Origin of the sequence: Aeromonas salmonicida subsp. salmonicida (genome assembly GCF_001643305.1) — a bacterium.
GTDB classification, from domain to species: Bacteria; Pseudomonadota; Gammaproteobacteria; order Enterobacterales; family Aeromonadaceae; genus Aeromonas; species Aeromonas salmonicida.
Genome location: NZ_LSGW01000112.1, coordinates 1 through 21,643, shown reverse-complemented (window position 1 = coordinate 21,643; position 21,643 = coordinate 1). Strand labels below are relative to the sequence as shown.

Annotated in this window: 21 protein-coding genes; 11 read left to right on the top strand and 10 right to left on the bottom strand. The window is 58.4% G+C overall.

Going from position 1 to position 21,643, the window contains the following annotated elements; all coding sequences use genetic code 11:
- The 3 genes from AXW79_RS20610 to trhA form a co-directional block, all read right to left on the bottom strand.
- Window positions 1–1,127 (bottom strand): retention module-containing protein (locus AXW79_RS20610; RefSeq protein WP_043151412.1); only part of this gene is annotated, 1,127 nt, incomplete at its 3' end.
- Window positions 1,128–1,353: 226 nt separating this feature from the next.
- On the bottom strand, window positions 1,354–3,015 hold the full coding sequence (locus tag AXW79_RS20605; RefSeq protein ID WP_005318056.1) for a putative transporter: 1,662 nt from the start codon (window positions 3,013–3,015) through the stop codon (window positions 1,354–1,356).
- Between the two features lie 117 nt (window positions 3,016–3,132).
- Window positions 3,133–3,768, bottom strand: coding sequence for a PAQR family membrane homeostasis protein TrhA (trhA, locus tag AXW79_RS20600; protein WP_005318058.1), 636 nt, complete (start codon window positions 3,766–3,768; stop codon window positions 3,133–3,135).
- 224 nt (window positions 3,769–3,992) lie between these two features.
- On the opposite strand from trhA, the gene AXW79_RS20595 reads away from it, so the two are divergent.
- From AXW79_RS20595 to AXW79_RS20585, 3 genes are all read left to right on the top strand, one after another.
- On the top strand, window positions 3,993–5,528 hold the full coding sequence (locus AXW79_RS20595; protein ID WP_005318060.1) for a pyridoxal-dependent decarboxylase: 1,536 nt from the start codon (window positions 3,993–3,995) through the stop codon (window positions 5,526–5,528).
- 85 nt (window positions 5,529–5,613) lie between these two features.
- Window positions 5,614–6,165, top strand: a complete 552-nt coding sequence (locus tag AXW79_RS20590) for a septation protein A (protein ID WP_005318063.1) — start codon at window positions 5,614–5,616, stop codon at window positions 6,163–6,165.
- Between the two features lie 26 nt (window positions 6,166–6,191).
- Window positions 6,192–6,488 carry a YciI family protein gene (locus AXW79_RS20585; protein WP_005318066.1) on the top strand — a complete coding sequence of 99 codons (297 nt, stop codon included), beginning with the start codon at window positions 6,192–6,194 and terminating at the stop codon, window positions 6,486–6,488.
- 81 nt (window positions 6,489–6,569) lie between these two features.
- Here the strand turns inward: AXW79_RS20585 and cysQ are convergent, their stop codons facing one another.
- Window positions 6,570–7,340: a 3'(2'),5'-bisphosphate nucleotidase CysQ gene (gene cysQ, locus AXW79_RS20580; RefSeq protein WP_005318069.1), complete on the bottom strand. Its 771-nt coding sequence runs from the start codon at window positions 7,338–7,340 to the stop codon at window positions 6,570–6,572.
- Window positions 7,341–7,507: 167 nt separating this feature from the next.
- On the opposite strand from cysQ, the gene AXW79_RS20575 reads away from it, so the two are divergent.
- The 3 genes from AXW79_RS20575 (at window position 7,508) to AXW79_RS20565 (ending at window position 10,445) form a co-directional block, all read left to right on the top strand.
- Window positions 7,508–7,828 carry a ComEA family DNA-binding protein gene (locus AXW79_RS20575; protein ID WP_005318073.1) on the top strand — a complete coding sequence of 107 codons (321 nt, stop codon included), beginning with the start codon at window positions 7,508–7,510 and terminating at the stop codon, window positions 7,826–7,828.
- A gap of 94 nt (window positions 7,829–7,922) precedes the next feature.
- Window positions 7,923–8,834: a UTP--glucose-1-phosphate uridylyltransferase GalU gene (galU, locus tag AXW79_RS20570; protein ID WP_005318075.1), complete on the top strand. Its 912-nt coding sequence runs from the start codon at window positions 7,923–7,925 to the stop codon at window positions 8,832–8,834.
- Window positions 8,835–9,047: 213 nt separating this feature from the next.
- Window positions 9,048–10,445, top strand: a complete 1,398-nt coding sequence (locus tag AXW79_RS20565) for a peptide MFS transporter (protein ID WP_011898384.1) — start codon at window positions 9,048–9,050, stop codon at window positions 10,443–10,445.
- A gap of 31 nt (window positions 10,446–10,476) precedes the next feature.
- Here AXW79_RS20565 and AXW79_RS20560 read toward each other — a convergent pair whose 3' ends face one another.
- Window positions 10,477–11,448 (bottom strand): response regulator, encoded by a 972-nt coding sequence (locus AXW79_RS20560; protein ID WP_011898383.1) that lies wholly within the window; start codon window positions 11,446–11,448, stop codon window positions 10,477–10,479.
- Window positions 11,449–11,801: 353 nt separating this feature from the next.
- On the opposite strand from AXW79_RS20560, the gene AXW79_RS20555 reads away from it, so the two are divergent.
- From AXW79_RS20555 to AXW79_RS20545, 3 genes are all read left to right on the top strand, one after another.
- Complete coding sequence (locus tag AXW79_RS20555) at window positions 11,802–12,500, top strand: DnaT-like ssDNA-binding domain-containing protein (protein ID WP_005318084.1); 699 nt, start codon at window positions 11,802–11,804, stop codon at window positions 12,498–12,500.
- Between the two features lie 71 nt (window positions 12,501–12,571).
- Window positions 12,572–13,426 (top strand): DnaA ATPase domain-containing protein, encoded by an 855-nt coding sequence (locus AXW79_RS20550; protein WP_005318087.1) that lies wholly within the window; start codon window positions 12,572–12,574, stop codon window positions 13,424–13,426.
- Window positions 13,427–13,561: 135 nt separating this feature from the next.
- A complete protein-coding gene (locus AXW79_RS20545) occupies window positions 13,562–14,197 on the top strand; it encodes an NAD(P)-dependent oxidoreductase (protein ID WP_005318090.1) in 636 nt (211 codons plus the stop codon).
- A gap of 61 nt (window positions 14,198–14,258) precedes the next feature.
- Here the strand turns inward: AXW79_RS20545 and AXW79_RS20540 are convergent, their stop codons facing one another.
- Genes AXW79_RS20540 through AXW79_RS20525 form a run of 4 tightly spaced genes read right to left on the bottom strand, consistent with a single transcriptional unit; the run spans window position 14,259 to window position 18,968 of the window.
- Entirely contained in the window at window positions 14,259–15,422 is a 1,164-nt protein-coding gene (locus tag AXW79_RS20540) for an ABC transporter permease (RefSeq protein ID WP_005318093.1), read from the bottom strand.
- A complete protein-coding gene (locus tag AXW79_RS20535; RefSeq protein WP_011898382.1) occupies window positions 15,416–16,561 on the bottom strand; it encodes an ABC transporter permease in 1,146 nt (381 codons plus the stop codon). The genes AXW79_RS20540 and AXW79_RS20535 overlap by 7 nt, the downstream gene beginning before the upstream one ends.
- Window positions 16,561–17,565 carry an HlyD family secretion protein gene (locus AXW79_RS20530; RefSeq protein ID WP_005318099.1) on the bottom strand — a complete coding sequence of 335 codons (1,005 nt, stop codon included), beginning with the start codon at window positions 17,563–17,565 and terminating at the stop codon, window positions 16,561–16,563. The genes AXW79_RS20535 and AXW79_RS20530 overlap by 1 nt, the downstream gene beginning before the upstream one ends.
- Window positions 17,562–18,968: a TolC family protein gene (locus tag AXW79_RS20525; protein ID WP_011898381.1), complete on the bottom strand. Its 1,407-nt coding sequence runs from the start codon at window positions 18,966–18,968 to the stop codon at window positions 17,562–17,564. Before AXW79_RS20525 ends, AXW79_RS20530 begins: the two co-directional genes overlap by 4 nt.
- 290 nt (window positions 18,969–19,258) lie before the next feature.
- On the opposite strand from AXW79_RS20525, the gene dusB reads away from it, so the two are divergent.
- Both dusB and fis read left to right on the top strand, forming a co-directional pair.
- Entirely contained in the window at window positions 19,259–20,224 is a 966-nt protein-coding gene (gene dusB, locus AXW79_RS20520) for a tRNA dihydrouridine synthase DusB (protein WP_005318109.1), read from the top strand.
- A gap of 25 nt (window positions 20,225–20,249) precedes the next feature.
- On the top strand, window positions 20,250–20,546 hold the full coding sequence (gene fis / locus AXW79_RS20515; protein WP_005309538.1) for a DNA-binding transcriptional regulator Fis: 297 nt from the start codon (window positions 20,250–20,252) through the stop codon (window positions 20,544–20,546).
- A 75-nt stretch (window positions 20,547–20,621) separates the two neighbouring features.
- On the opposite strand, the gene AXW79_RS20510 is transcribed toward fis, so the two are convergent.
- Entirely contained in the window at window positions 20,622–21,254 is a 633-nt protein-coding gene (locus tag AXW79_RS20510; RefSeq protein ID WP_005318113.1) for a LysE family translocator, read from the bottom strand.
- Window positions 21,255–21,643: the final 389 nt, after the last annotated feature.

The following is a 21,643-nucleotide window of genomic DNA, read 5'->3' as shown; positions in this document are numbered from 1 at the left end:
GCATCAAGGGTGATGGCCAGCGTTGGTGCTGTCACATCCACACTGCCATCATCCGTGGCCGTGCCTGTGTTACCAGCAGGGTCGGTCACGCTGGCGGTTACGTCATAGTCACCGTCCGGCAGGGGAGAGGTCACATCCGTGCTGTAAGTCCCATTCGGCTGAACAGTCGCACTCAAAGTCTGCTGGTTACCATTGGCATCCGTGACCACCAGAGTCACTGTGCTGCCAGAGGCAGCATCCGTGGTTCCTGTGATGGTCGGGGTGGTGTCATTGGTGTTGTCGGGCGCATCCACTGTGATGGATGGAGCCGTGCTGTCCACACTGCCATCATCGGTGGCTGTGGCTGTGTTGCCGGCAGGATCGGTGACATTGGCGGTGACCGTGTAGGAGCCATCTGCCAGCGGAGTGACGACGTCCACACTGAAGGTTCCGTCCGGGTTGACGGTTGTGGTCAGGGTCTGTTGATTGCCATTGGCATCAGTGACCAGCAGGGTCACAGTGCTGCCTGCCGGCGCATCCGTGGTACCAGTCAGGGTCGGGGTGGTGTCATTGGTATTGTCTGGTGCAGAGACGGTGATCACCGGCGGCACCAAGTCGAAGGGATCATCTTCACCCGCGGCCGCATCGCCTGTCACACCGGCGTCCGTCTGGTTGGCGGTATCAAATCCCGCCGCCGCTATGGTGGTATCGCCGGTACGATCTATGGTGACGAAGCCGCCATTGCCACTGGCACCGGCCACACCACCTATGTTGCCACCGCCTGCGGCAGGAGCACCGCCGGCTGCAGCCGCTTCAAACGCCTGGGTCGGGTCGGCCCCGCCCAAAATGGCTTGTTGCAAAGCCGATATCTCATCAGGAGTGCCAGTGGCCACATCCTGGTTCTGGGCCAGCAAAGGCGCCTGAGAGGTTTCATCCTCAGCCTGCTGCTCGTTGGTCGGGCTCAGGGTGAAAGTCTGGTTGCCGCCGTTGAAACTGGCGCCCTCAGGAGTGATCAGCACCGCATCCCTGGGCAGGATATCGCCTTCGGCAAGCTGCTTCTGGCTGCCATCTGCGGCGACCAGGTAAATGTTGCCTTTCAACTGGGTAACAACGACGTCCTGTTCCAATGCGATTTTATGGCTGCTCATGTTCTCTCCTGAATCTCTATTGGCATGGAATATTCCACCGTCTAATGTGCCCGTGAATGACGCCAGAAACCAGTTAGAAAATTCGAATGGATAGACTGATTTGAGGCTAAACCGGCCGGTTAAACAGAAGGGTCAATGACGGAGGCGGTAATAATAAAATCAAGATGATCAATGTGTTGCGTTTTGATGACGGGAGCACATGGTTGTGCCCCCGTCCGGGTCATGCTCAGACACCCGCCCACAACAGGATGGCGAGCAACTGGGGGGAAATGATCCGCAGAAACATCACCAGGGGATAGACGGTGGCATATGACAGGGCACTGGCACCACTGGTAGGGTGCATACCGTTGGCAAATGCCAGGGCGGGAGGATCCGTCATGGAACCTGCCAGCAAGCCGCACAGGGTGAGGTAGCTCATCTTGCCATACAAACGGGCCAGCACACCGACCACCAGCAGCGGGATCAGGGTGATCGCCATGCCGTACATCATCCAGGCTGGACCATCACCGTTGATCAGGGTATCGACAAAGCCGGCACCGGACTTGAAGCCCACCACCGCCAGAAACAGTACTATGCCAATCTCCCGCAGCGCCAGGTTGGCACTCGGCGGCATAAACCAGTAGAGCTTGCCGATGCTGCCAATCCGCGACAGGATCAGCGCCACCACCAGCGGCCCGCCAGCCAGACCCAATTTGAGGGCTGCCGGGAATCCGGGCAGGTAGAACGGGATGGAGCCGAGCAGCACGCCAAGGCCGATGCCGATGAACACCGGCAGCATCTGCATCTGCTGCAGCTTCTGCTGCACGTTGCCCACCACATTGGTTACCGCCTCTATGGCGTCGAGTCGACCCACCAGGTTGAGGATGTCACCAAACTGCAGGCTGGTCTGACTGGTCGGCACCAGCTCGATACCGGCCCGGTTGAGGCGCGAGATGACAACGTCGTATTTCTGCTTGATGTCGAGATCGCGGATCTTCTTGCCAAGTACCTGCTCGTTGGTGACCACCACCCGCTCTACCCGCAGATCGGTGCCGCGAGTCGAGAGCGAGGTTTCCACTTCTTCCCCCAACACCAGAAGTACCTTGTGCAGCGCATGCCGCTCACCCACCAGGTGCAGCAAATCACCTAGCTCGATGCGTGAATCCGACCGGGGTACCATCAGTTCCTCACCGCGCTTGAGGCGGGAACAGATCACATCAGACTCGTCGAGACTCGGGATCTCGCAGAGCATCAAACCATGCATATTGGGGTTGCGCACCGCAATATTGATGGTCTGCAGGCTCTCCTTGGTCTTGCCTGCATGTTGTTCGAACAGGTCGGCTTCTTCGTCGATTTTGATGCGAAAAAACAGGCGCACCAGCCACATGGTCAGCAGGATGCCGCAGATGCCGAACGGATAGGCAACGGCATAGCCCATACCCATCAAGCCGGTCGAGCCGGGATCGGCCCCCAACTCGGCCAGGATCTGCTGACCCGCACCGAGGGAGGGAGTGTTGGTCACGGCGCCGGAGAAGACCCCGAGGATCACTGGCAAGGGTACATCGAACAGTTGATGCAACCCTGCCGCGACCACACAGCCAAGGATCACCAGCAAGGCGGCGAATCCGTTCAGCTTGAGGCCGGAGCTGCGCAGGGAGGAGAAGAAGCCGGGACCGACCTGGATGCCAATGGTGTAGACAAACAGGATGAGACCGAACTCCTGAATGAAGTGCAGGGTTTGCTCATCGAGCGCCAGATCCGACACTCCCGCGAAGTGGCCCACTATGATGCCACCGAACAGCACACCTCCTATTCCCAAGCCAACGCCATAGACCCGCCAGTTTCCCAGCCAGAGCCCCAGCACCGCCACCAGCGACAACATGCTGATGGAAAGCGCGATATCACTCATCGTGTGCATCCTTTCTGAATTGAACTATCCCTAGCTTGTCAGCAAACGCTGACGCCAACTGTGTGATACCGCACGATTTTATCCTTCTTAGCGGCAAAAATACCAATTAAGGGCTAGTCAAGCGATGTAACCATAAATGGCCATAAAGTGACAAACACTGCCACCCAGCACGAACAGATGCCAGATGGCGTGGTTGTAAGGAATGCGCTTGGCCACGTAGAAGATGACCCCCAGGCTGTAGATGAGACCACCGAGCCCGAGCAGCAACAAGCCCTCGCCCTCCAGATGGAGGTAAAGCTGATAGATGACCACCAGCGACAACCAGCCCAGCATCAGATAGGTAAACAGCGACAATTTTTCGAATCGGTGTATGAAGAACAGCTTGAACACCACCCCCGCCAGTGCAAGTCCCCAGATCACCACCATCAGCCCCTGCGCCAGCGGGGTATCGAGCGCCACCAGCAGGAAAGGGGTATAAGTGCCAGCGATCAACAGATAAATGGCGCAGTGATCAAACACCTTGCACCAACGTCTGGCACTTCCCTCCGCCATGCTGTGATAGAGGGTCGAGGCAAGATAGAGCAACACCAGGCTGCCGCCATAGAGGCTATAGCTGATAAGCGCCTGGGTGCCCTGCCCCCAACCCTTGTTCAACAGCAGGATCAAGCCCAGGATCCCGAACACCAGCCCCAAGCCGTGGCTGAGGTAATTGGCCAACTCCTCGCGGGGAGAATAATCCGTCACACTGCTCATAACATACTCCTGCCCAAACTGGGCTCACTCTAGCCGCCGTCATTTCAGAGTACAAGTGTTAGCTTAAATGGAACCTCATCTGATTGGGCCCATCCCCATGATGCGCTCATGGCTGTCACCCGTTTACCTTTGGTGTATGCTCTGCGGCCGATGCCCACGTCGCTGTCGCTGCCACGGCTGCTCACCTCCCGGTGACACCCTGGCAACCTGGTCTGGAGAACCTGATGAAGTTGACTGAACTGTTTGCACTACCGGATCCGGCCTTCGGTCAGGCCATGACGGCCCTGCTGGAGACCTTCCATCACTCGGATGACAGTCAGGCCCCCTACCAGCACGACCACTTCACCCACCAGCTTGATCAATCCCGGATGCCCACTGTCGGCATCTCGATGGATAACTATCTGGCGCGACTGGCAACCCTGGTGCCAGGGGCGTCCCATCTGACCTCCCCGCGCTACATGGGGCACATGACGGCGCCACTGCCCGCCTTCACCGCCGAGTTGTCACGCCTGCTGGTGATGCTCAACCAGAATCCGATGAAAATGGAGTCCTCCCGCCTGCTCAGCTTTCTGGAGCGGGAGGTGCTGGCCAAGTTGCACCGTCTCATCTATCGCGCCGATGATGCTTTTTATAGCGAGCAGATGCATGCCAAGGATGCCGCCCTCGGCGTCATGACCAGCGGCGGCACCATCGCCAACGTCACCGCCCTCTGGCTGGCCCGCAACCGCGCCTGCGGTGACAACCTGTTCGCCCTCTATGAGCAGGGCTATCGCGGCGCCGTGATCCTGGGATCCCGGCTGATGCACTACTCCTTCGACAAGGGGATGGATCTGCTGGGACTGGGCGCGCACAGCGTCTGGCGGCTCGCGACCGACGACCAGAACCGGCTCGACATGGCCGAACTGGAGCAGGCACTCATCCAGTGCAAGGAGCAGAAGTTAAAAGTGCTGGCACTGGTCGGGGTAGCAGGCAGTACCGATTTTGGCTCCATCGATCCCCTGCCCGAGCTGGCGGCCATTGCGGCCCGCGAGCAGATCCACTTCCACGTGGATGCCGCTTGGGGCGGCCCGACCCTGTTTTCGCCCCGCTATCAGGGGCTGCTTGCAGGTATTGAACTAGCCGATACAGTGACCTTGGATGGTCACAAGCAACTGCTGGTACCGCTCGGTACCGGCATGCTGCTCTGCCGCCAGCCGGATCTCATGATGACAGTCAAGCGAGAAGCGCCCTACGCCATCCGTGCCAGCTCCTTTGATCAGGGCCGCTTTACCCTAGAAGGCACCCGTCCCGCCAATGCCCTCTATCTGGACGCGGCCTTCCAGCTGTTTGGCCAACAGGGTTACGCCCGGCTTATCGAGGCCAACTACGACAGAGCCAGATTGATGGCGGATCTCATCAACAAGGATCCCGCCTTCGAGCTGATGTCGGCCCCGGTGATGAACCTGCTCTCCTACCGCTGCATTCCGCCCCATCTGCAGGGCAAAGCGCTCGACGAGGCGGCCAACGACCAGATCAACCAGTTCAACGTCGCCCTGCAAAAAGCCCAGCGGGCCGAGGGGCACAGCTTTGTCTCCCGCACCCAGCGAGCGGTAGGGCGCTATGGTGCCCAGCCGCTCACCCTGCTGCGCGCCGTGCTGCTCAATCCGCTGATTGAGGAGCCCCATATTCGCGAGCTGCTGGCAGACCAACAACGCCTCGGCGCCGACATTGCCCGGCAGTTATTCGGCCAGGCAAGCGGCCGGGAACTGGACGCCAAATGAGCGGTCTTATTCATTTGCCGTTGTCTACCTTGCAGGTAGACTGAACAAAATTTTGAGGTCTATTTTTGAGGGCTATGAGCCAGACATGAAGCAATTTATTGAATTTATTCCACTTATCGTTTTCTTCGCGGTCTACAAGTTCTACGACATCTACACGGCTACCGGCGCCCTGGTCGTCGTGACCGGTCTGCAACTCATATATAGCTGGGTGCGTTACCGCAAAGTCGAGAAGATGCAGCTCTTTACCTTCCTCTTGGTCGGCTTCTTCGGCGGCCTCACCGTCTTCTTCCATGACGACGCCTTCATCAAGTGGAAAGTCACCGTCATCAACATCTTGTTCGCACTGGGCCTGCTCATCAGCCGCTACGGCTTTGGCAAGAACCTCATCAAGCAGATGCTGGCCAAGGAGCTGCAAGCCCCCGATGCCATCTGGGATAGAGTCAATCTTGCCTGGGTTGGCTTCTTTACCGTCTGCGGCCTGCTCAACCTCTATGTGGCCTTCAACCTGCCGCAAGAGATGTGGGTCAATTTCAAAGTGTTCGGTTTGCTCGGCATGACGCTGGTGTTTACGCTGCTGAGCGGTGTCTACCTTTACCGCCACCTGCCGGCCGAGCAGAAAGGCGAACTGAAAAAATAATCGCCATCAAGAAGAAGGATTGTCTCATGTGGTATCTCATCTACTCCGAGGATGTTCCCAACAGCCTGCCCCTGCGCAAACAGGTCCGTCCTGCCCACCTGGCCCGCCTGCAGGCGCTGCAGGATGAGGGACGACTGCTGACTGCAGGCCCCAATCCGACCATAGATGCCGACGATCCGGCCGATGCGGGTTTCTCCGGCAGTACCGTCATCGCTGAATTTGCCAGCCAGGCCGATGCCAAGGCCTGGGCAGATGACGATCCCTATGTGGCAGCCGGTGTCTACGCCAAGGTCACCATCAAGCCCTACAAAAAGGTGTTTTGAGCTCAGGTGGTGGGCGAAAATGCAAAAGGCCGGACAGTGTCCGGCCTTTTCACATCTGTGCTGCCCTTGCTTAAAGGTCGCTCAGGCCCGCGCAACAAACCAGGGGTTGAGAATATCGGGCTTGTTGTAGGCAAGGGGTGACCCATCGAGCTGGGTCACGCTGCCCCCTGCCCCTTCCAGCACGGCCTGCGCCGCTGCCGTATCCCACTCGCAAGTAGGTGCGAGGCGTGGATAGAGCTCGGCGCCCCCTTCGGCAATGATGCAGAACTTGAGAGAGCTGCCCATAGAAACCAGCTCAATCTCGCCCCGCTCTATGTCACCAAAGCGCGCCAGGTAATCTAGGGTGGCCTGGGACAGGTGATTACGGCTGCCCACCACCCGCCATGGCGCCCCTTCCTGATGAGGCAAGGTCTGGATGGCTTCACGCTTGCCATCGGCCACACGCCAGGTACCCATCCCCTTGCCGCCATACCAGAGCCGGTCCAGCACGGGGGCATAGACCAGACCCCACAGCGGCTTGCCATCCTCAATCAGCGCGATATTGACGGTGAACTCGCCGTTGCGGGAGACAAACTCCTTGGTGCCGTCCAACGGGTCCACCAGCCAGTAACGGGACCAGCCATGGCGCAACCCCATCACCTCTGGGGCGGACTCCTCCGAAAGCACAGGAATATCGGGGGTGAGCCCTGTCAACGCCTGCACTATCACCTCATGAGCACCCTTGTCGGCGGCGGTCAGCGGGCTTTCGTCCCCCTTGTACTCCACCGTAAAGGGCTGGCTGTAGATGGCCATGATGATGTCACCGGCAGCGCGGGCGATGGGCTCCAGCTCGGAAATTGCAGGGAAAAACATAGAAAATATATCCTAGTCAAATGGTTAGCACAGTGTACCTATTTTGGATTGGTATGGCTTATAGCTGATTTAGCTGAGTTATTACCCTGTCACTTCTGACAGACAAAAAGTGGCGTAACTCGGCTAATTCTGAATAGTCATTAGACGCAACATAAGGACATGAAGCAATGAACTACAAAATCCTGACCGCCACCCTGCTGCTGAGCTGCCTGCCCCTGCTCAGCCAGCCTTTGCTGGCCGCCGACAAGCCGGCTGCCAAGCCAGCGACCACGGTCACCACCGCCAAGGAGAGTGGCAAGGTGAACCTGAATACGGCCAGTATCAATGAGTTAACTGCCCTCAAGGGGATCGGAGAGAAGAAGGCGCAGGCCATCGTCGATTTTCGTCAGAAACAGGGCAAGTTCACCACGGTTGAACAACTGGCGGATGTCAGCGGCATAGGGCCGGCCACTCTGGAAGCAAATCGGGACATGATCATCGTCAAATAGCCGGTTTGGACTTCTTCCATCATGAGGGCAGCCTGTGGCTGCCCTATTTTTCTTCGGGTATCATGGGGCCACTTTGTATCTCTGGACTCTCTCCATGAAAAAGACACAGCTCGTTGTACGCAAGGCCGTTCTTCCTGTCGCCGGTTTGGGCACCCGTATGCTGCCTGCCACCAAGGCCATCCCCAAAGAGATGCTGCCCGTGGTCGACAAACCGCTGATCCAGTATGTGGTGCGTGAAGCCATCGCTGCCGGCATCAAGGAGATCATCCTGGTGACCCACTCGAGCAAGAACTCCATCGAGAACCACTTCGACAAGAGCTTCGAACTAGAAGCCACCCTGGAGAAGCGGGTCAAGCGGCAGCTGCTGGAGGAGGTGCAACACATCTGCCCCAAAGATGTCACCATCATGCATGTGCGCCAGGGCGAGGCCAAAGGTCTGGGCCATGCCATCTTGTGTGCCCGCCCGCTGATCGGCGACAACCCCTTCGCCGTGCTGCTGCCGGACGTGCTGATCGATGACATGGCCAGCAACCTCAAGCGCGATAACCTGGCAGAAATGGTACACATGTTCGAAGGGGATCAGATCAGCCAGATCATGGTGGAAGCGGTTCCCGACAGCGAAGTGGACAAGTACGGTATCGCCGATATCAAGGGCGAAGCCCTGACCGAGGGCATGTCCCTGCCAATGCAGGCCATCGTCGAGAAGCCGCCCCGTGACGAGGCCCCTTCCAATTTGGCCGTGGTCGGCCGCTACGTGCTGTCAGCCAACATCTGGCCACTGCTGGAGCGCACCCCTGTCGGTGCAGGTGACGAGATCCAACTGACCGACGCCATCGCCATGCTGATGGAACATGAGCAGGTCAACGCCTACTTCATGAAAGGACGCAGCCACGACTGCGGCAGCAAGATGGGTTTCATGAAAGCCAATGTGGAATACGCGGTACGCCATCCGGAACTGAACGGTGAATTCACCGCCTGGCTGAAGCAGTTTGTCAAACAGTTGTAAACGCTGAATATTTAACCTATCTACAGAATAAATAACTGGGCATCGTTCGATGTCCTTTTTCATTTTATAAACAATTATTCAACCATTGATAGATAAAATATCGCTAAATCATAATATTGTAATTTAATCACGCTTGTTCTATAAGGATTAAGGCTTGTTCCTAGCCCTTGCATAAAACTCCTAAAAAAATATAAGACACAGGTGGAAGTTCCAATGAATAATCCGTCCAAAGGGACCTTTTTAGGTCACCCTAAAGGGCTTTTTTTGCTCTTTAGTACCGAACTGTGGGAGAGATTCTCCTATTACGGCATGCGGGCCGTACTCGTTCTCTATCTGACAGACATGACTGCCAACGGCGGTATGGGCTGGACTCAGGCCGATGCCCTCAAGCTCTACGGCATCTATACCGGTCTGGTTTATATCACCCCCATCATAGGTGGCTGGCTGGCAGATACTTTCCTCGGCCAACGCCGCGCCATCCTGATCGGTGCCATCTTCATGGCAGCGGGTCAGTTCACTCTAGCCCTGCCGCATGCCATGTTCCCGGATATGGTCAACAGCGTCTTTTACGCGGGTCTCGGCTTGCTGATCCTGGGTAACGGTCTGTTCAAGCCGAACATCTCCACCATGGTGGGTGACCTTTACAAGGAAGGTGACCACCGTCGTGACGGCGCCTTTACCATCTTCTACATGGGCATCAACCTGGGTTCCCTGCTGGCAGGCGTTATTTGTGGCGCCGCCGCCACTGCCTATGGCTGGCAAGCTGCCTTCGTCAGCGCCGGTATCGGCATGCTGCTCTCTCTGGTAGTGCAGGCCACCATGGCGCAACGCTTCCTCGGGGACATAGGTCGTGTACCGGCCGCCCAGCGCGCAGCCCAGCAACGTTCCAAAGAGCAGAAGGCGCCGCTGACCAAGCAGGAAGTGGATCGCATCAAGGTGATCCTGGTGCTGGGTCTGTTCACCATCATCTTCTGGGCAGGCTTCGAGCAGGCCGGTGGTCTGATGAACCTGTACGCACAGGAATATACCAACCGCATGATCGGCAGCTTCGAAGTGCCGACCGCCTGGTTCCAGTCCTTGAACCCCTTCTTCATCATCACGCTGGCCCCCATAGTCGCAGCCATCTGGATCAAGCTCGGCAACAAAGAGCCGAACTCACCGGTGAAGTTCGCCATGGGTCTGCTGTTCCTGGCCGTGGGCTTCCTGTTCATGATCGGTGCCGTGCTGGAGCAGGGTGGCGATCAGAGCGTCAAGACCTCCATGTTCTGGCTGGTCGGTGCCTACCTGTTCCACACCCTGGGTGAGCTCTGCCTCTCCCCTATCGGTCTCTCCATGGTGACCAAGCTGGCTCCGCTGCGCCTGGCCTCCCTGATGATGGGAGCCTGGTTCGGCTTCGTTGCCCTGGCCAACTATATCTCCGGCTTCGTTGGCTCCTTCGTCGGTGAATCCGGTCCCATCGCCATCTTCGGCGGCATTGCCATCGCGGCCGTGATCAGTGCCCTGATCCTGTTGACCATGGCCAACCGCCTGGTCTACTGGATGCACGGCGCCGAAGGTCCGGCCAAAGAGCCAGAAGAGCACGACAAGAAACTTCAGTCCGCCACCGTCTAACCGGTCAGGATTGTAAAAGACAAACCAGCCATCAGTGATGGCGTACCTGCATATGGAGAGCACTGCCGCTATCGTTGTGAAACTGCAGGTCAAAGGGTTCGTGCCAGCTGCGCTTGTGCAATGGGTAGTGGCTGCTGCGCATCAGACCGAGCGGCAAACCGCCAGCTCGCATCAGCCAGTGTGGTGAGGTCAACCCGGCATTGGCAAATACCAGCCCGTCCTCCTGATCAAACAGCAGAGCCGCCATGGCAAAGGAGTGACGTAGACCGGACTCGATAAGTTGCAGATTGAGGTAGTCGAGCAACCGGTGTGGCTGGGTCAGCAGCAGGCTCTCCTTGTGCTGGAATTGGCGATAGGGGGCATTCATCAGGGAACGCACCAGGGCGCCGCAGAAAGCCGCATCCACCCCGAGGATCGGCAGCTCCATCACCAGTACCAGCAGCTTGTCATCCACCTTGAAGGTATCCGGGATAAACAGGTTGCCCATCCCCTTGAAGGTGACTTGCCAGGGACCCCACTCCTGCAGTGATGGCGGCCTCAACCAAGCCAGCAAGCGAGTGGCGGCTTTGTCGTGATCACGAAAGAAGTCGATGTGATCCATCAGTTCCAGCTGCTGCCCATGACCATAGTTGGCCGTCAAACACTGCTCTATGCTGTGGCGCACTAGGCCATAGTCAGACACCGGCTTGATGAGATAATCACGGGCACCGGCGCGCAGTGCACGCTCGACCGCCTCCATCTTGCTCTGGGCCGAGATGACGATGACGGGAATATGGGGATAGCGGGCAGAGAGACAGGCGATGACCTCATGCCCATCCATGTTGGGCATGTTCAGATCGCACAGCACCACATCGGGGTGATAAATCGCGGCGGCAGAGAGGCCTTCAATCCCGTCTTCGGCCTGAAATACGCACGCCCCGTCATGCTCGAGATAAGTTACCAGAGAGTGGCGAAAAACGGCTTCATCCTCCACCACCAAGATCCGTAATCCGGCTTTTGACATCTTGATAAAGCTCTTATTAGTCAATCAGTTATTTTAGCCTCAAGCCTAGACCATAACTGGCTGGCCTGACCAACATGATGCTTGAACAACGGCATTTTCCTACAGGTTCGATGACCAACTATCTGATAAAAGGTGGGTAATTCCAATCGATGAGCGCAGGCCCGGATTTTCCGGCTTGACGGTTTTCGCACAAAAAACTCACCTGAAGCCCATTCGCCCCACTCTTATTCCCGCCGTAACGTCAGTGGGGAATGCTGACAAATCCCGACCTGACCACTTCTGCGCTCGGCGCGAATTGTATGAGACCCCGCCATGGGGGATAATGCCTCCCACGCCAGCCCCTGAAGAACATCATGACACCAGCCGAATACAGCGCCCTCGCCCATCCCAGATTGTCCCATCCGGCTCGCAGCCTCTATACCTTGCAGCTGCGCAGACTGGTGCTGGAAAATAAGCTGGCCCGTCTCAACTATCCCGAGCTTGGGCGCTCATTGGCAGTGGTTGATCCAAGCGATCCCAGCGGCTTCTGTTTTCAAGTCAACGCCCGCCAACTGACCGAACTGTTCGACGAGCTGATGGAAGCCGGCCTGCTGCAGGTCGAGGCGCAGGCTGACAGTGAGCACTACCATCAGTGTCCGTTCCAGCTACCGCTGCTGACCCAGAAGGTCCGCAGCCCGCTGCCGGAGCGCCCCTTCCAGATGCACCTGCAATGGCGACCGGATGAAGAGCTGCCCGCCCTCGCCCGCCTGTGCGGGGTGATCGATGCCAGCTACAACGAAGAGGATCTGGGGGAGTTCATCGCCTACTGGCTGGGCCGCCCCGAGGTGTTCGACTCCCAGCATCAATGGATGCTCAAGTTCATTCGTGCCCTCAAGACCCGCCGCTACGTCCGTCGCCAACCCATGGAAGCGAAAGGCTACCAGCAGGTCACGTCAGCCCCGGCGGAGGCAGGACCGAGCAAGCGGGCACAACAGATGATCGAAGAGGCCAAACGGCTGGCCCATGGTCAGAAACTGGAACAGGCGCCACAGCAGGAGCCGGATAATGATTGATAGCGGCCCCTGCCTGCAGGCAAAATCAACCCCTTGCAAACCCATCCCTGACCCAGCAGAAGGAGCATTCCATGACTGACCCGCAAGATCCCCTGCGCCAGGAGCTGGAAGAGATCGAAGCCAAGCGCAAAAGAATCGCCAAGGCCAAACAGGACCACCGGGTGCACGATACCGAGCTGAGCCAGCACGTGGGCGGCCTGCTTGAGCGCATTCGCCGTCTGCAGGCCCAGACCGGTGGCAGCCAGTACGACTACGAGACTCTGCGCAAGGAGTACGACGCCAAGGCCAACGCCGAGGTACGCGAACTGCAGAAGGCGGCTCGCCAGGAGCGGATCCAGAAGCTCATCGCCCAAGCGGATCTCAACCCGGACTGGGTATTCGAGAAGATGGATGCCACCGATCCGGCGCTGCAGTACCCCATGGAGACGGCCCGCTACTTCATCAGCGGTTTCGAGCACTGGGAGAAGAGCGGTGGCGGCTGCATGCTCATCTATGGCGACTATGGCACCGGCAAATCGACCCTGGCAGGCGCCGTGGCCCATGAACTGATCGCCCTGCACCAGAAATCGGTGATCTTTCAGCAGTGGGCCTCCATAGTGGATCGCCTCTTCTTCAACGTGATCCAGGATCAGGAGGAGCGCAATCAGTACCGCCGCGCTCTGGAAGAGGTCGACCTGCTGATCATCGACGAGGTGTCCGCCAATCGTGCCAAGATGGCGGAGAGTCAGTCCAGCTTCCTCGGCCACCTGCTACGTCGCCGGCGCAACCTCTCCAAAAGCGTCATCATCATCACCAACCACAGCCCCCAGAGCCTGCATCAGGCCATTGGTGATTTCAGCTTCGAGGCAATCAAGGCGTTCAACCCGGTGGATATCCAACTGAGCGGCCCCAGTCGTCGCCCCAACATAGGCCACTACAACGGCTGATCTCCACGCGAGCCCGTGCCAGCTGGCCGGGCTCGCAGTGCCTCCCTGCTTACCCGCCACCAAATAAAAACAACTCTCATTTACAGAGCAATGCCAACCCTCTAGGCTAACCCTTTCGCCAAAGGGAGCAGAACCATGCCAACCACACTTATCTTCGGAGCCAGCCGCGGGCTGGGCCGCGCCTTCACTCATTGTGCTTTGAGCCAGGGTCACAGAGTCGTGGCCCTGGTCCGTAACCCAGAGATGGCCGCAGAGCTGCGTACATTGGGGGTCGAGGTCGTTGAGGGTGACGCCCTCGACCTAGAGGCAGTGGCACAAGCTTGCAGGCTGGCTGGCCACGAAGCCGGAGTGGTCTCGCCCCTCGGCAGTTTCCGCCAACCGGAACCCGTCGACTATTTGGGTAATCGCCATGTGATCGACGAGATGGAACAAGCCGGGCTGACACGCCTGCTGCTGGTCACCTCGCTCGGTTGCGGTGACAGCTGGCAATACCTGCCAGAGCGGGCGCGGGCTGCCTTCGGTCATGAGGTGCGCTTGAAGAGTCTGGCCGAGAGCTGGCTGCAAAGTAGCGCACTGAGCTGGACCATATTGCGCCCGGCGGGCTTGCAGGACGGTGACGCCACCGGACAGGCGGAACTGAGTCAGGGGAAAGAGATGCACGGCCTGGTACGACGCCAGGATGTGGCCGCACAGGGATTGCGCCTGCTTGTCGATGGGACGGCGCAAGGGAATATCTACGCCATCAGTGACCCCACACTGCAACGCGGTTAATCCTGCCAGCCAATTAAAAAAACGGTCAGCCTCAGCTGACCGTTTCCATATCGGGCAGGGTTCAATTGACGGCAGGCACGGACCGCTGGCGCCATGCCAGCACCCGGCAAGCGAGACCGCCGTTGAGCAATGCCAGTCCCCACAACTGCCACCAGTAGCGGGAAACCTGGTCAAAATCGGCGCCCATCTGGTTGAGACGCAAGAAGCCCTCGATGGCCGGGGTACTCGGCACCCACTGGGCCAGCCAGTTGAGCGGGGTCGGGATCAACTCCAGCGGCCAGATGAAACCCGCCAGGAAAACCAGCGGCATGGAGGAGAGCAGCACCACCTGGGTTGGCAAATCCCGCCGCGTAAACAGGGCGCCCAGCAGCACCCCCAGCCAGGTAGTCGCCAGCAGGAACGGCAGAGTGAACAACCACAGCGCGGCCGGCTCTGCGGTACGCACTATGTTGTAGTGATCGAAGCAGAAGCCGAAAAAGTAGGACACGGGCAGCACGAAGAGCCCGCCCACCACCAGGGTTCTGGCCAGCAACAGGGCCAGCACAGGGGCACGCTGCCAATAACCATGCTCACCGCGCCCACTGCGTTGATTCTGGGTCGCCCCCAAGATCCCCGTCCCCATCAGCAACACCTGGTGCAAGATCAGCACGAACACAGCCGGCACCACATAGTTCACATAACCCATGGTGGGATTGAACACGGGCAGCACGTTGAGTGCCACGGCATTCCAGCCCATGGCGGCCTGGGGCAAGGCCTCCCCATGGCTCAGCAGCCGGGCGACCTTCACCTGCGCAGCGAGCGAGCCACCGGCCTGGGCGAGGCCCTCGGCGATGGTGCCGTAAACCAGAAAGTAGGAGGCATCACCGGCGTAGCCCAGAGTGACGCTCTTGCCCTGCATCAGATCCCGATAAAAATGGCGAGGGATGTGCAGGATACCGCGGCCCTTGCCCGTCAGCAGCAGATGACGCGCCTCATCCAGACTGGCCGCCCGCGCCACCAGTTTCACCTGGGGGGTGGCATCGGCCATGAACTCCAGCTGGCGAGAGAGCTGACTGCCATCTTCGTTGACCACCACCACCGCCTCTTCCCGCGGCAACTGGTGCAGGTAAGGTTGCGGATAGAGGAAGGAGTAGAAGAGTACCCCGCCAAACAGGGTCAGCATGATGGCCCTGTCGGCCAACAGGGTGCGCAGTTCCAGCCGCAGCAGATCCCAGAAACCTAGCATTGTTCCGGCTCCTTGTCGGCTGTCTGACGCGCAAGATCGGCCTGTTGCTTGTAACGACGAGCAACCAGCAGCAACGGCAGTAAAAACAGCAGCAGGGCGCCGAACTGGGGCAAGGCGGGACCGAGCGGCTGTCCGTAGTTGGTCTGCCCTATCTGCAGCTCCACATAGTGGGAGATGGGCAAGAGATTTCGCCAGAACTGGGCAAAATCGCCCATGGCACTGACCGGGAAAGTTACCCCCATAAAGGCAAATCCCGGCGCTGTATAGGCGCCCGCCAGCGACAAGGCGCGGGCCGGATCCCGGATCATCCCGTAAAAGAAGGCTCCCATGCTGACGCAGGCGGCCGAGGCGAGCCCAAGACCCAGTGTCAGCACCAGCCAGCTGCCTTGCATGGGATAACCAAACGCCTTGAACAGCAGCAGGCTCCACACCAGGCCCCAAGCCCACCCAATCAATACATGAGGCAACAAAATGGGCCAGAGGCCGAACCAGACCCCTTGAGTAGTCCAGTCCAGTCCCAATCGATCGGTGCGAGCCAGGGCATTGATCCCGTAGAGCACCACCAGTATCTGCCATACCGCAGGCAGCAGGGCGCTCAGCAGAAACTGGGCATAGCTGGAGTTGATGTTGTAAAGCGCCGTCACCTGGCTGCTGATAGGCACGGATTGCCCCACGGCACCGGACAGTACCTTGCCATCGGCCATGGCTGCGAGCACGCCCACCTGACCATTGAGAGTGCCGACCACCTGGGCCAGCGCCGAGTTGACCAGCTTGGCAATCAGGATGAACTGGCCATTGTTGAACACTGTCACCTGGGGTTGGGTCCCCTGGCGGGCATCCCGCTCCAGATGATGAGGGATCACCACCAGGGCGTAGATCTCCCCCCCTCGCAGGGCGCGAGCCCCCTCATCGATGGAATCAAACTGACCCGTGAGGCGCAGGCCGGCGGAACCATCAAGCGAAAATGCCAGCTGACGGGAGAGGACACTCCGATCCAGATCCACCAGACCTACCTTGAGATCCCGCGCCAACCCGGCCGAGAAGATCCAGCAGAGGATACCCATCAGCAAGAGGGGAACCCAGCTCATCAGGGCACGACCGAAGGGGTCCTGCCACAATCGCCGCCATTCATGTCTCATCAGAGTTCGACCAGCACACTCATGCCAACCCGCAGACCGTCAACCGGCTGCAAGGGGCGCGCCTCCACCTGGAAGCTCTTCATGTCGAAGCCCTGACGGGTATCGGTGGCACGCCAGGTGGCAAAATCACCCATCACGGCCACATGAGTGACCTTGAAGCGGACCGTCTGCTCACCCAGACCAGGAATGGTGGCGTCAAACTCGGTACCCAACGCAAAGCGGGGCAGCAAGTCTTCACGCACATGGAACTGGGCCCAGGCATCCCCCATGTCTAGCAGCGTCACCACGGGGAATCCCTGCGGCGCCAGCTCGCCACTGCGCAACAACACCTGGGACACTTCACCTGCGTGGGGGCTGGCGATGCGGGTATCGGCCAGATAAGCCTCCACTTCCGCCACCGAGCCTGCCGCCATATTGGCCTGCTCACGGGCCGCCACCTTGGTCTCTTCCCGTGCCCCTTCCAGGGTCATTTGATATTGCTGCCAGGCCATGCCTTCGCTGTACTTGGCCGCCTGCCAGGCAGTCCAGGCCTCATCGCGCTTTTGCAGCGGCATGACCCCATCACGGTGCAGACTGGCGATACGCTCGTAAGTCTTGCCACGCAGCTGAGCGGCCGCCTTGGCTTTTTGCCACTGATCCTTGGCTGCAGCGATTTGCTGGGCACGCGCCCCTTTCTCGGCTTCTTCGGCCATGGCCCCGGCCGCAGCCTGACCCGCCTTGGCCTGACTCAGCTTGGCCTCAATCTCGGGGCTGGCCAAAGTGAATACCAGCTGATCCTTGGCCAGCACGTCACCCTTCTTCACCAGCACCTCGTCGATCCGGCCCGCCACCTTGGAAGAAACCGAATACTGCTGCGCCTCTATCTGGCCCTGCAAGCGAACCGGTTCAGGTTGATAGGCAAGCCAGAAGCGCCAGCCCAGCCAAAGAGCGAGCAACACCAATGCCAGTGGCAACAACAGCGGCTTGCCCTGGCTCATCTTCTTCTTGATGGGGGAATGACTCATGAATTCACCTTTATTGCCTGACCATGCTGATATTGATTGAAACTGTTCATCTGACCGGAGAGTGCCAACAGGCGAGCCAGCGAAATCACATATTGATAGGCAGCGGCGGCGCGTTGGGTCTTGACCCCCGCCAGCTGGTTACGGGCATCGACCACATCCAGCGACGTGGACAGCCCCTGACCGAATGCCTTGTCCCGCAGCAGTACGTTCTCCTCGGCCAATGCCTGGGAAGAGGAGAGTGCCTGATACTCTTCCAGCCCCTGCGCCGCCTCGCGCCAGGTCTTCTCGACCAGCAACTCCAGATCCTGACGGGTCTTGGCCTGCAGCAGATTGACCTGCAGCTCGGCGCTCTTGGCTGCCTGCACCGTTTCAGAGCGACCATCCCGACTTACCAGCGGCATACTGACCCCGACGCCAACCAGCCAGTCAGGCGTGGTTTTAGAGGCCAGCGAGTCATCTTCATAGAGGTTGTAGTTACCGAACAGGAACAACTCGGGGGCATATTTGCCCTTCTCAAGCTTGATCAGACCCTGCGCCTGCTCTTTCTTGGCAGCCAGCAGCCTGAGGCCGGGGTGGACCGCCAGGGTCTCCTGTACGAAGGCATCCAGTTGCGGCATGCCCTCATTGATGAAGAGCTGAGTGTTGGGCTCGGCCTGCTTGAGCTTGAGCATGTGGCCCAGCGCCAGCTGGGCTATTTCCAGGCTGCGGCGGGATTTCTGGGTATCGATGCGCGCCCTGTCATAGGCGGATTGGGCAGAGAGGCGCTCGACCTTGGCGATCTGGCCCTGGGCTTCGAGCTTCCTGGCATGATCCAGATGATGGGCCAGCCCCTGCTCTATCTCCTGCTTGGTCTGCACCACCTGCGCGGCCAGCACTACGCCGAAATAGGTCTGGGAGAGGCTCTCGAAGGTGGATTGCTGCTTGAGCACCAGCAGCTGCTGCGCTTCGCTCACCTGAGCCTGACGGATATCCTGCGCCGCATCGATGCGACCACCGGTAAACAGTGGCCACAGCATCTTGACCGAACTGGTCACCACATTCTGCTTGGTCAGGGGAGTCACGAAATCACTGGCGGATAGATTGAGCGCCTGCATGACAGGAGCCAGCACCTTGCCAAATTCCGGATGGCTGGCGATAGGATTGAGATCCATCATGTCGAGCTCCATCGGCTGATCGAGGTGGGTATAGCTGGCCCCCACATCCACCTTGGGCAGATACATGGCCTTGGCAGCCTCGCGCAGTTGCTTGGCTCTATCCACACCGGCCTGTTCTGCCGCCAGTCCGTCATCCTGCTGGATAACCCGACTCCAGGCTTCGCTGAAACTGACCGTCTGTGCCTGGGCTGAGCCCAGCATGGCCCCAAGCAGGCATGGGCAGAGAGATTTGATGAACCTTGACGTCATACATCCCCAATCTGTTTGTAATGAAATTGTTTGGAGCCTTTGCTCGATTCAAGGCCGGTATAATAGCGCAAACCAGTACGAGAGGGGGACAGCCAAATCGTCGAGCCACCCACTCATTTGACCCCGCAGATCCACCCCGACAATATGCCTGATTTTCAAGCACTCCTGAATTTGCAAGCCTTGGCGCGACGTTTTTTTCAGAAAAAAATGGCTGACGCTCAAATACTAACCTTTTCTCCTGACTAAAAAATGCGTAATATACGCCGCCCTAAGCCGATGGTAACCGTGGAATGCAGATAGGTCCCCACACGCTTGAAACACCCTTGATTGTGGCGCCCATGGCCGGTGTAACAGACCGACCATTTCGTGAACTTTGTTTGCGATTGGGTGCCGGCATGGCCGTTTCCGAGATGCTGCTGGCCAACCCGGATGTCTGGGATACCCAGAAAACCAGGATGAGAATGGATCACTCTGCAGAAGGTGGCTTGCGATCGGTCCAGATTGCCGGAGCCGACCCAGAGATGATGGCGTTTGCCGCCCGCTACAACGTGGAGCAGGGCGCTCAGATCGTCGACATCAACATGGGTTGTCCAGCAAAAAAAGTGAACAAGAAGTTGGCAGGTTCCGCCCTGCTGCGCCATCCCGATCTGGTCAGAACTATCTGCCGGGCCGTAGTGGATGCAGTGGATGTGCCTGTTACCTTGAAGATCCGCACAGGATGGGATCCGGATAACCGCAATGGCGAGGAGATCGCCCGAATCGCCGAAGATTGCGGTATCGCGGCCCTCGCCGTGCATGGTCGTACCCGTGCCTGCCTCTACCGGGGTCACGCTGAGTACGACACGATTAAGGCGATTAAGCAGGCCGTATCGATTCCTGTTGTCGCCAATGGCGACATAGACAGCCCGGAGAAGGCCCGGTATGTCCTCGACTATACCGGCGTTGATGCCGTGATGATCGGCCGTGCAGCGCAAGGACGACCCTGGATTTTCCGGGAAATCCGTCATTTTCTTGAGACGGGCACCAAGCTGCCGCCTCCCGAAAGGGAAGAGGTTCGCACCCTGATGAACGAGCATGTAACCAACCTGCATCAGTTTTATGGTGCATATCTGGGAGCGCGCATTGCTCGTAAACACGTGGGCTGGTATCTGGATGAAGAAGAGACGGGCCGAGAATTCCGTAAGCACTTCAATGCCCTGGATTGTGCAGACGCACAACTAGAGGCACTCGAAGCGTATTTCGATGGATTAGGTTAACGCATAACTAAAGAGCCGACCGAATATGTTCGAACAAACCCTGACTTCTGATGCATTGGTAACAACTACTCACAATCACGCTGCCGAGCCGACCCAGCGCCCCCTGCGTGACTCTGTGCAACAGGCCCTGCGTAACTACCTGGCCCAGTTGAACGGTCAGGAAGTGATTGATCTGTACGATATGGTCCTCTCCGAAGTCGAAGCTCCCATGCTGGACGTGATCATGCAATATACCCGCGGTAACCAAACCCGCGCCGCTGTGATGATGGGCATCAACCGTGGCACCCTGCGCAAGAAACTCAAGCGCTACGGCATGAACTGATCTCGGTCAGATCTGCTGCAGTGCAGATGAAGGCGTATTCCAGCAATGGGATACGCCTTTTTCTATGGCTGCCATTTACTCGCTGGCAAGCTTGATGCCCAGCCCTACGAACAAGCCCCCCATCAGACGGTTGAGCCAGCGCCCCAACCGGGCAGGCAAGCTCACCCTGCGGCTCGCATAGGCAGTCGAGAAGGCCAGCAGGTGGCACCAGATCATGCCGTTGAGGTTGAAGATGCAGCCCAGCAGAATGAAGGCCAGCGCCTTCTGTGGCGCATCCGAGGCGATAAACTGGGGCACAAAGGCGAGGAAGAAGAGCGCGACCTTGGGATTGAGCACATTGGTCAGCAACCCCTGCCGAAAGATCCGGCCATAGGAGAGTACAGGCAAGGCCACAGCCGCGTTGGTAGCAGAAGGCGTCTTGGCCCCTTGCCAGAACATGGAAAACCCCAGGTAGACCAGATAGAGCGCCCCCATCAACTTGATGACGGTGAACAGCTCAGCCGAGGTGCTCAGCAAAGCCGACAATCCTAGTGCAGCCGCCAGCACATGCACCATGGTGCCCGTCCCAATCCCCAGCGCAGCCACGGAACCCGCCCGCCAGCCCTGAGAGCCGCTGCGCAGCATGATGAGCAGAGAATCAGGCCCGGGCATCATGTTCAACAGCAAACCAGATACGATAAACAACGCCAGATCGTGGATCCCCAACATACACAGCTCCTTGCTCGTGAAAGAGACAGTCTATGGATCCCATGCCTTTTGTCATCCCCCGTAGCAGCAATAGTGATTATCAACGAAGGGAATAGCAGAAAAGCCTGGTGCACATTAGTGTGAATTGGAACCCGGGCTGAGATGGTATTGAGCAGAGTCCACATCCTGGCTTTCGTTAGCCCCAGCAAGCGACATGAACGGGGATATATAACGCTGGATAGCGCAGCCATCCGGAACAGAACGCGGGAAAATGAACGAGTAAGGGGGCAGAAGGAAAGCATCACCTAGCCATTACAGCCAAGCCCTTGAATTTCAGGGAATAAAAAACCCCGCACGATGAGAGGGGTTCTTCGTGTTGGGTGCCTGGCAGTGTCCTACTCTCACATGGC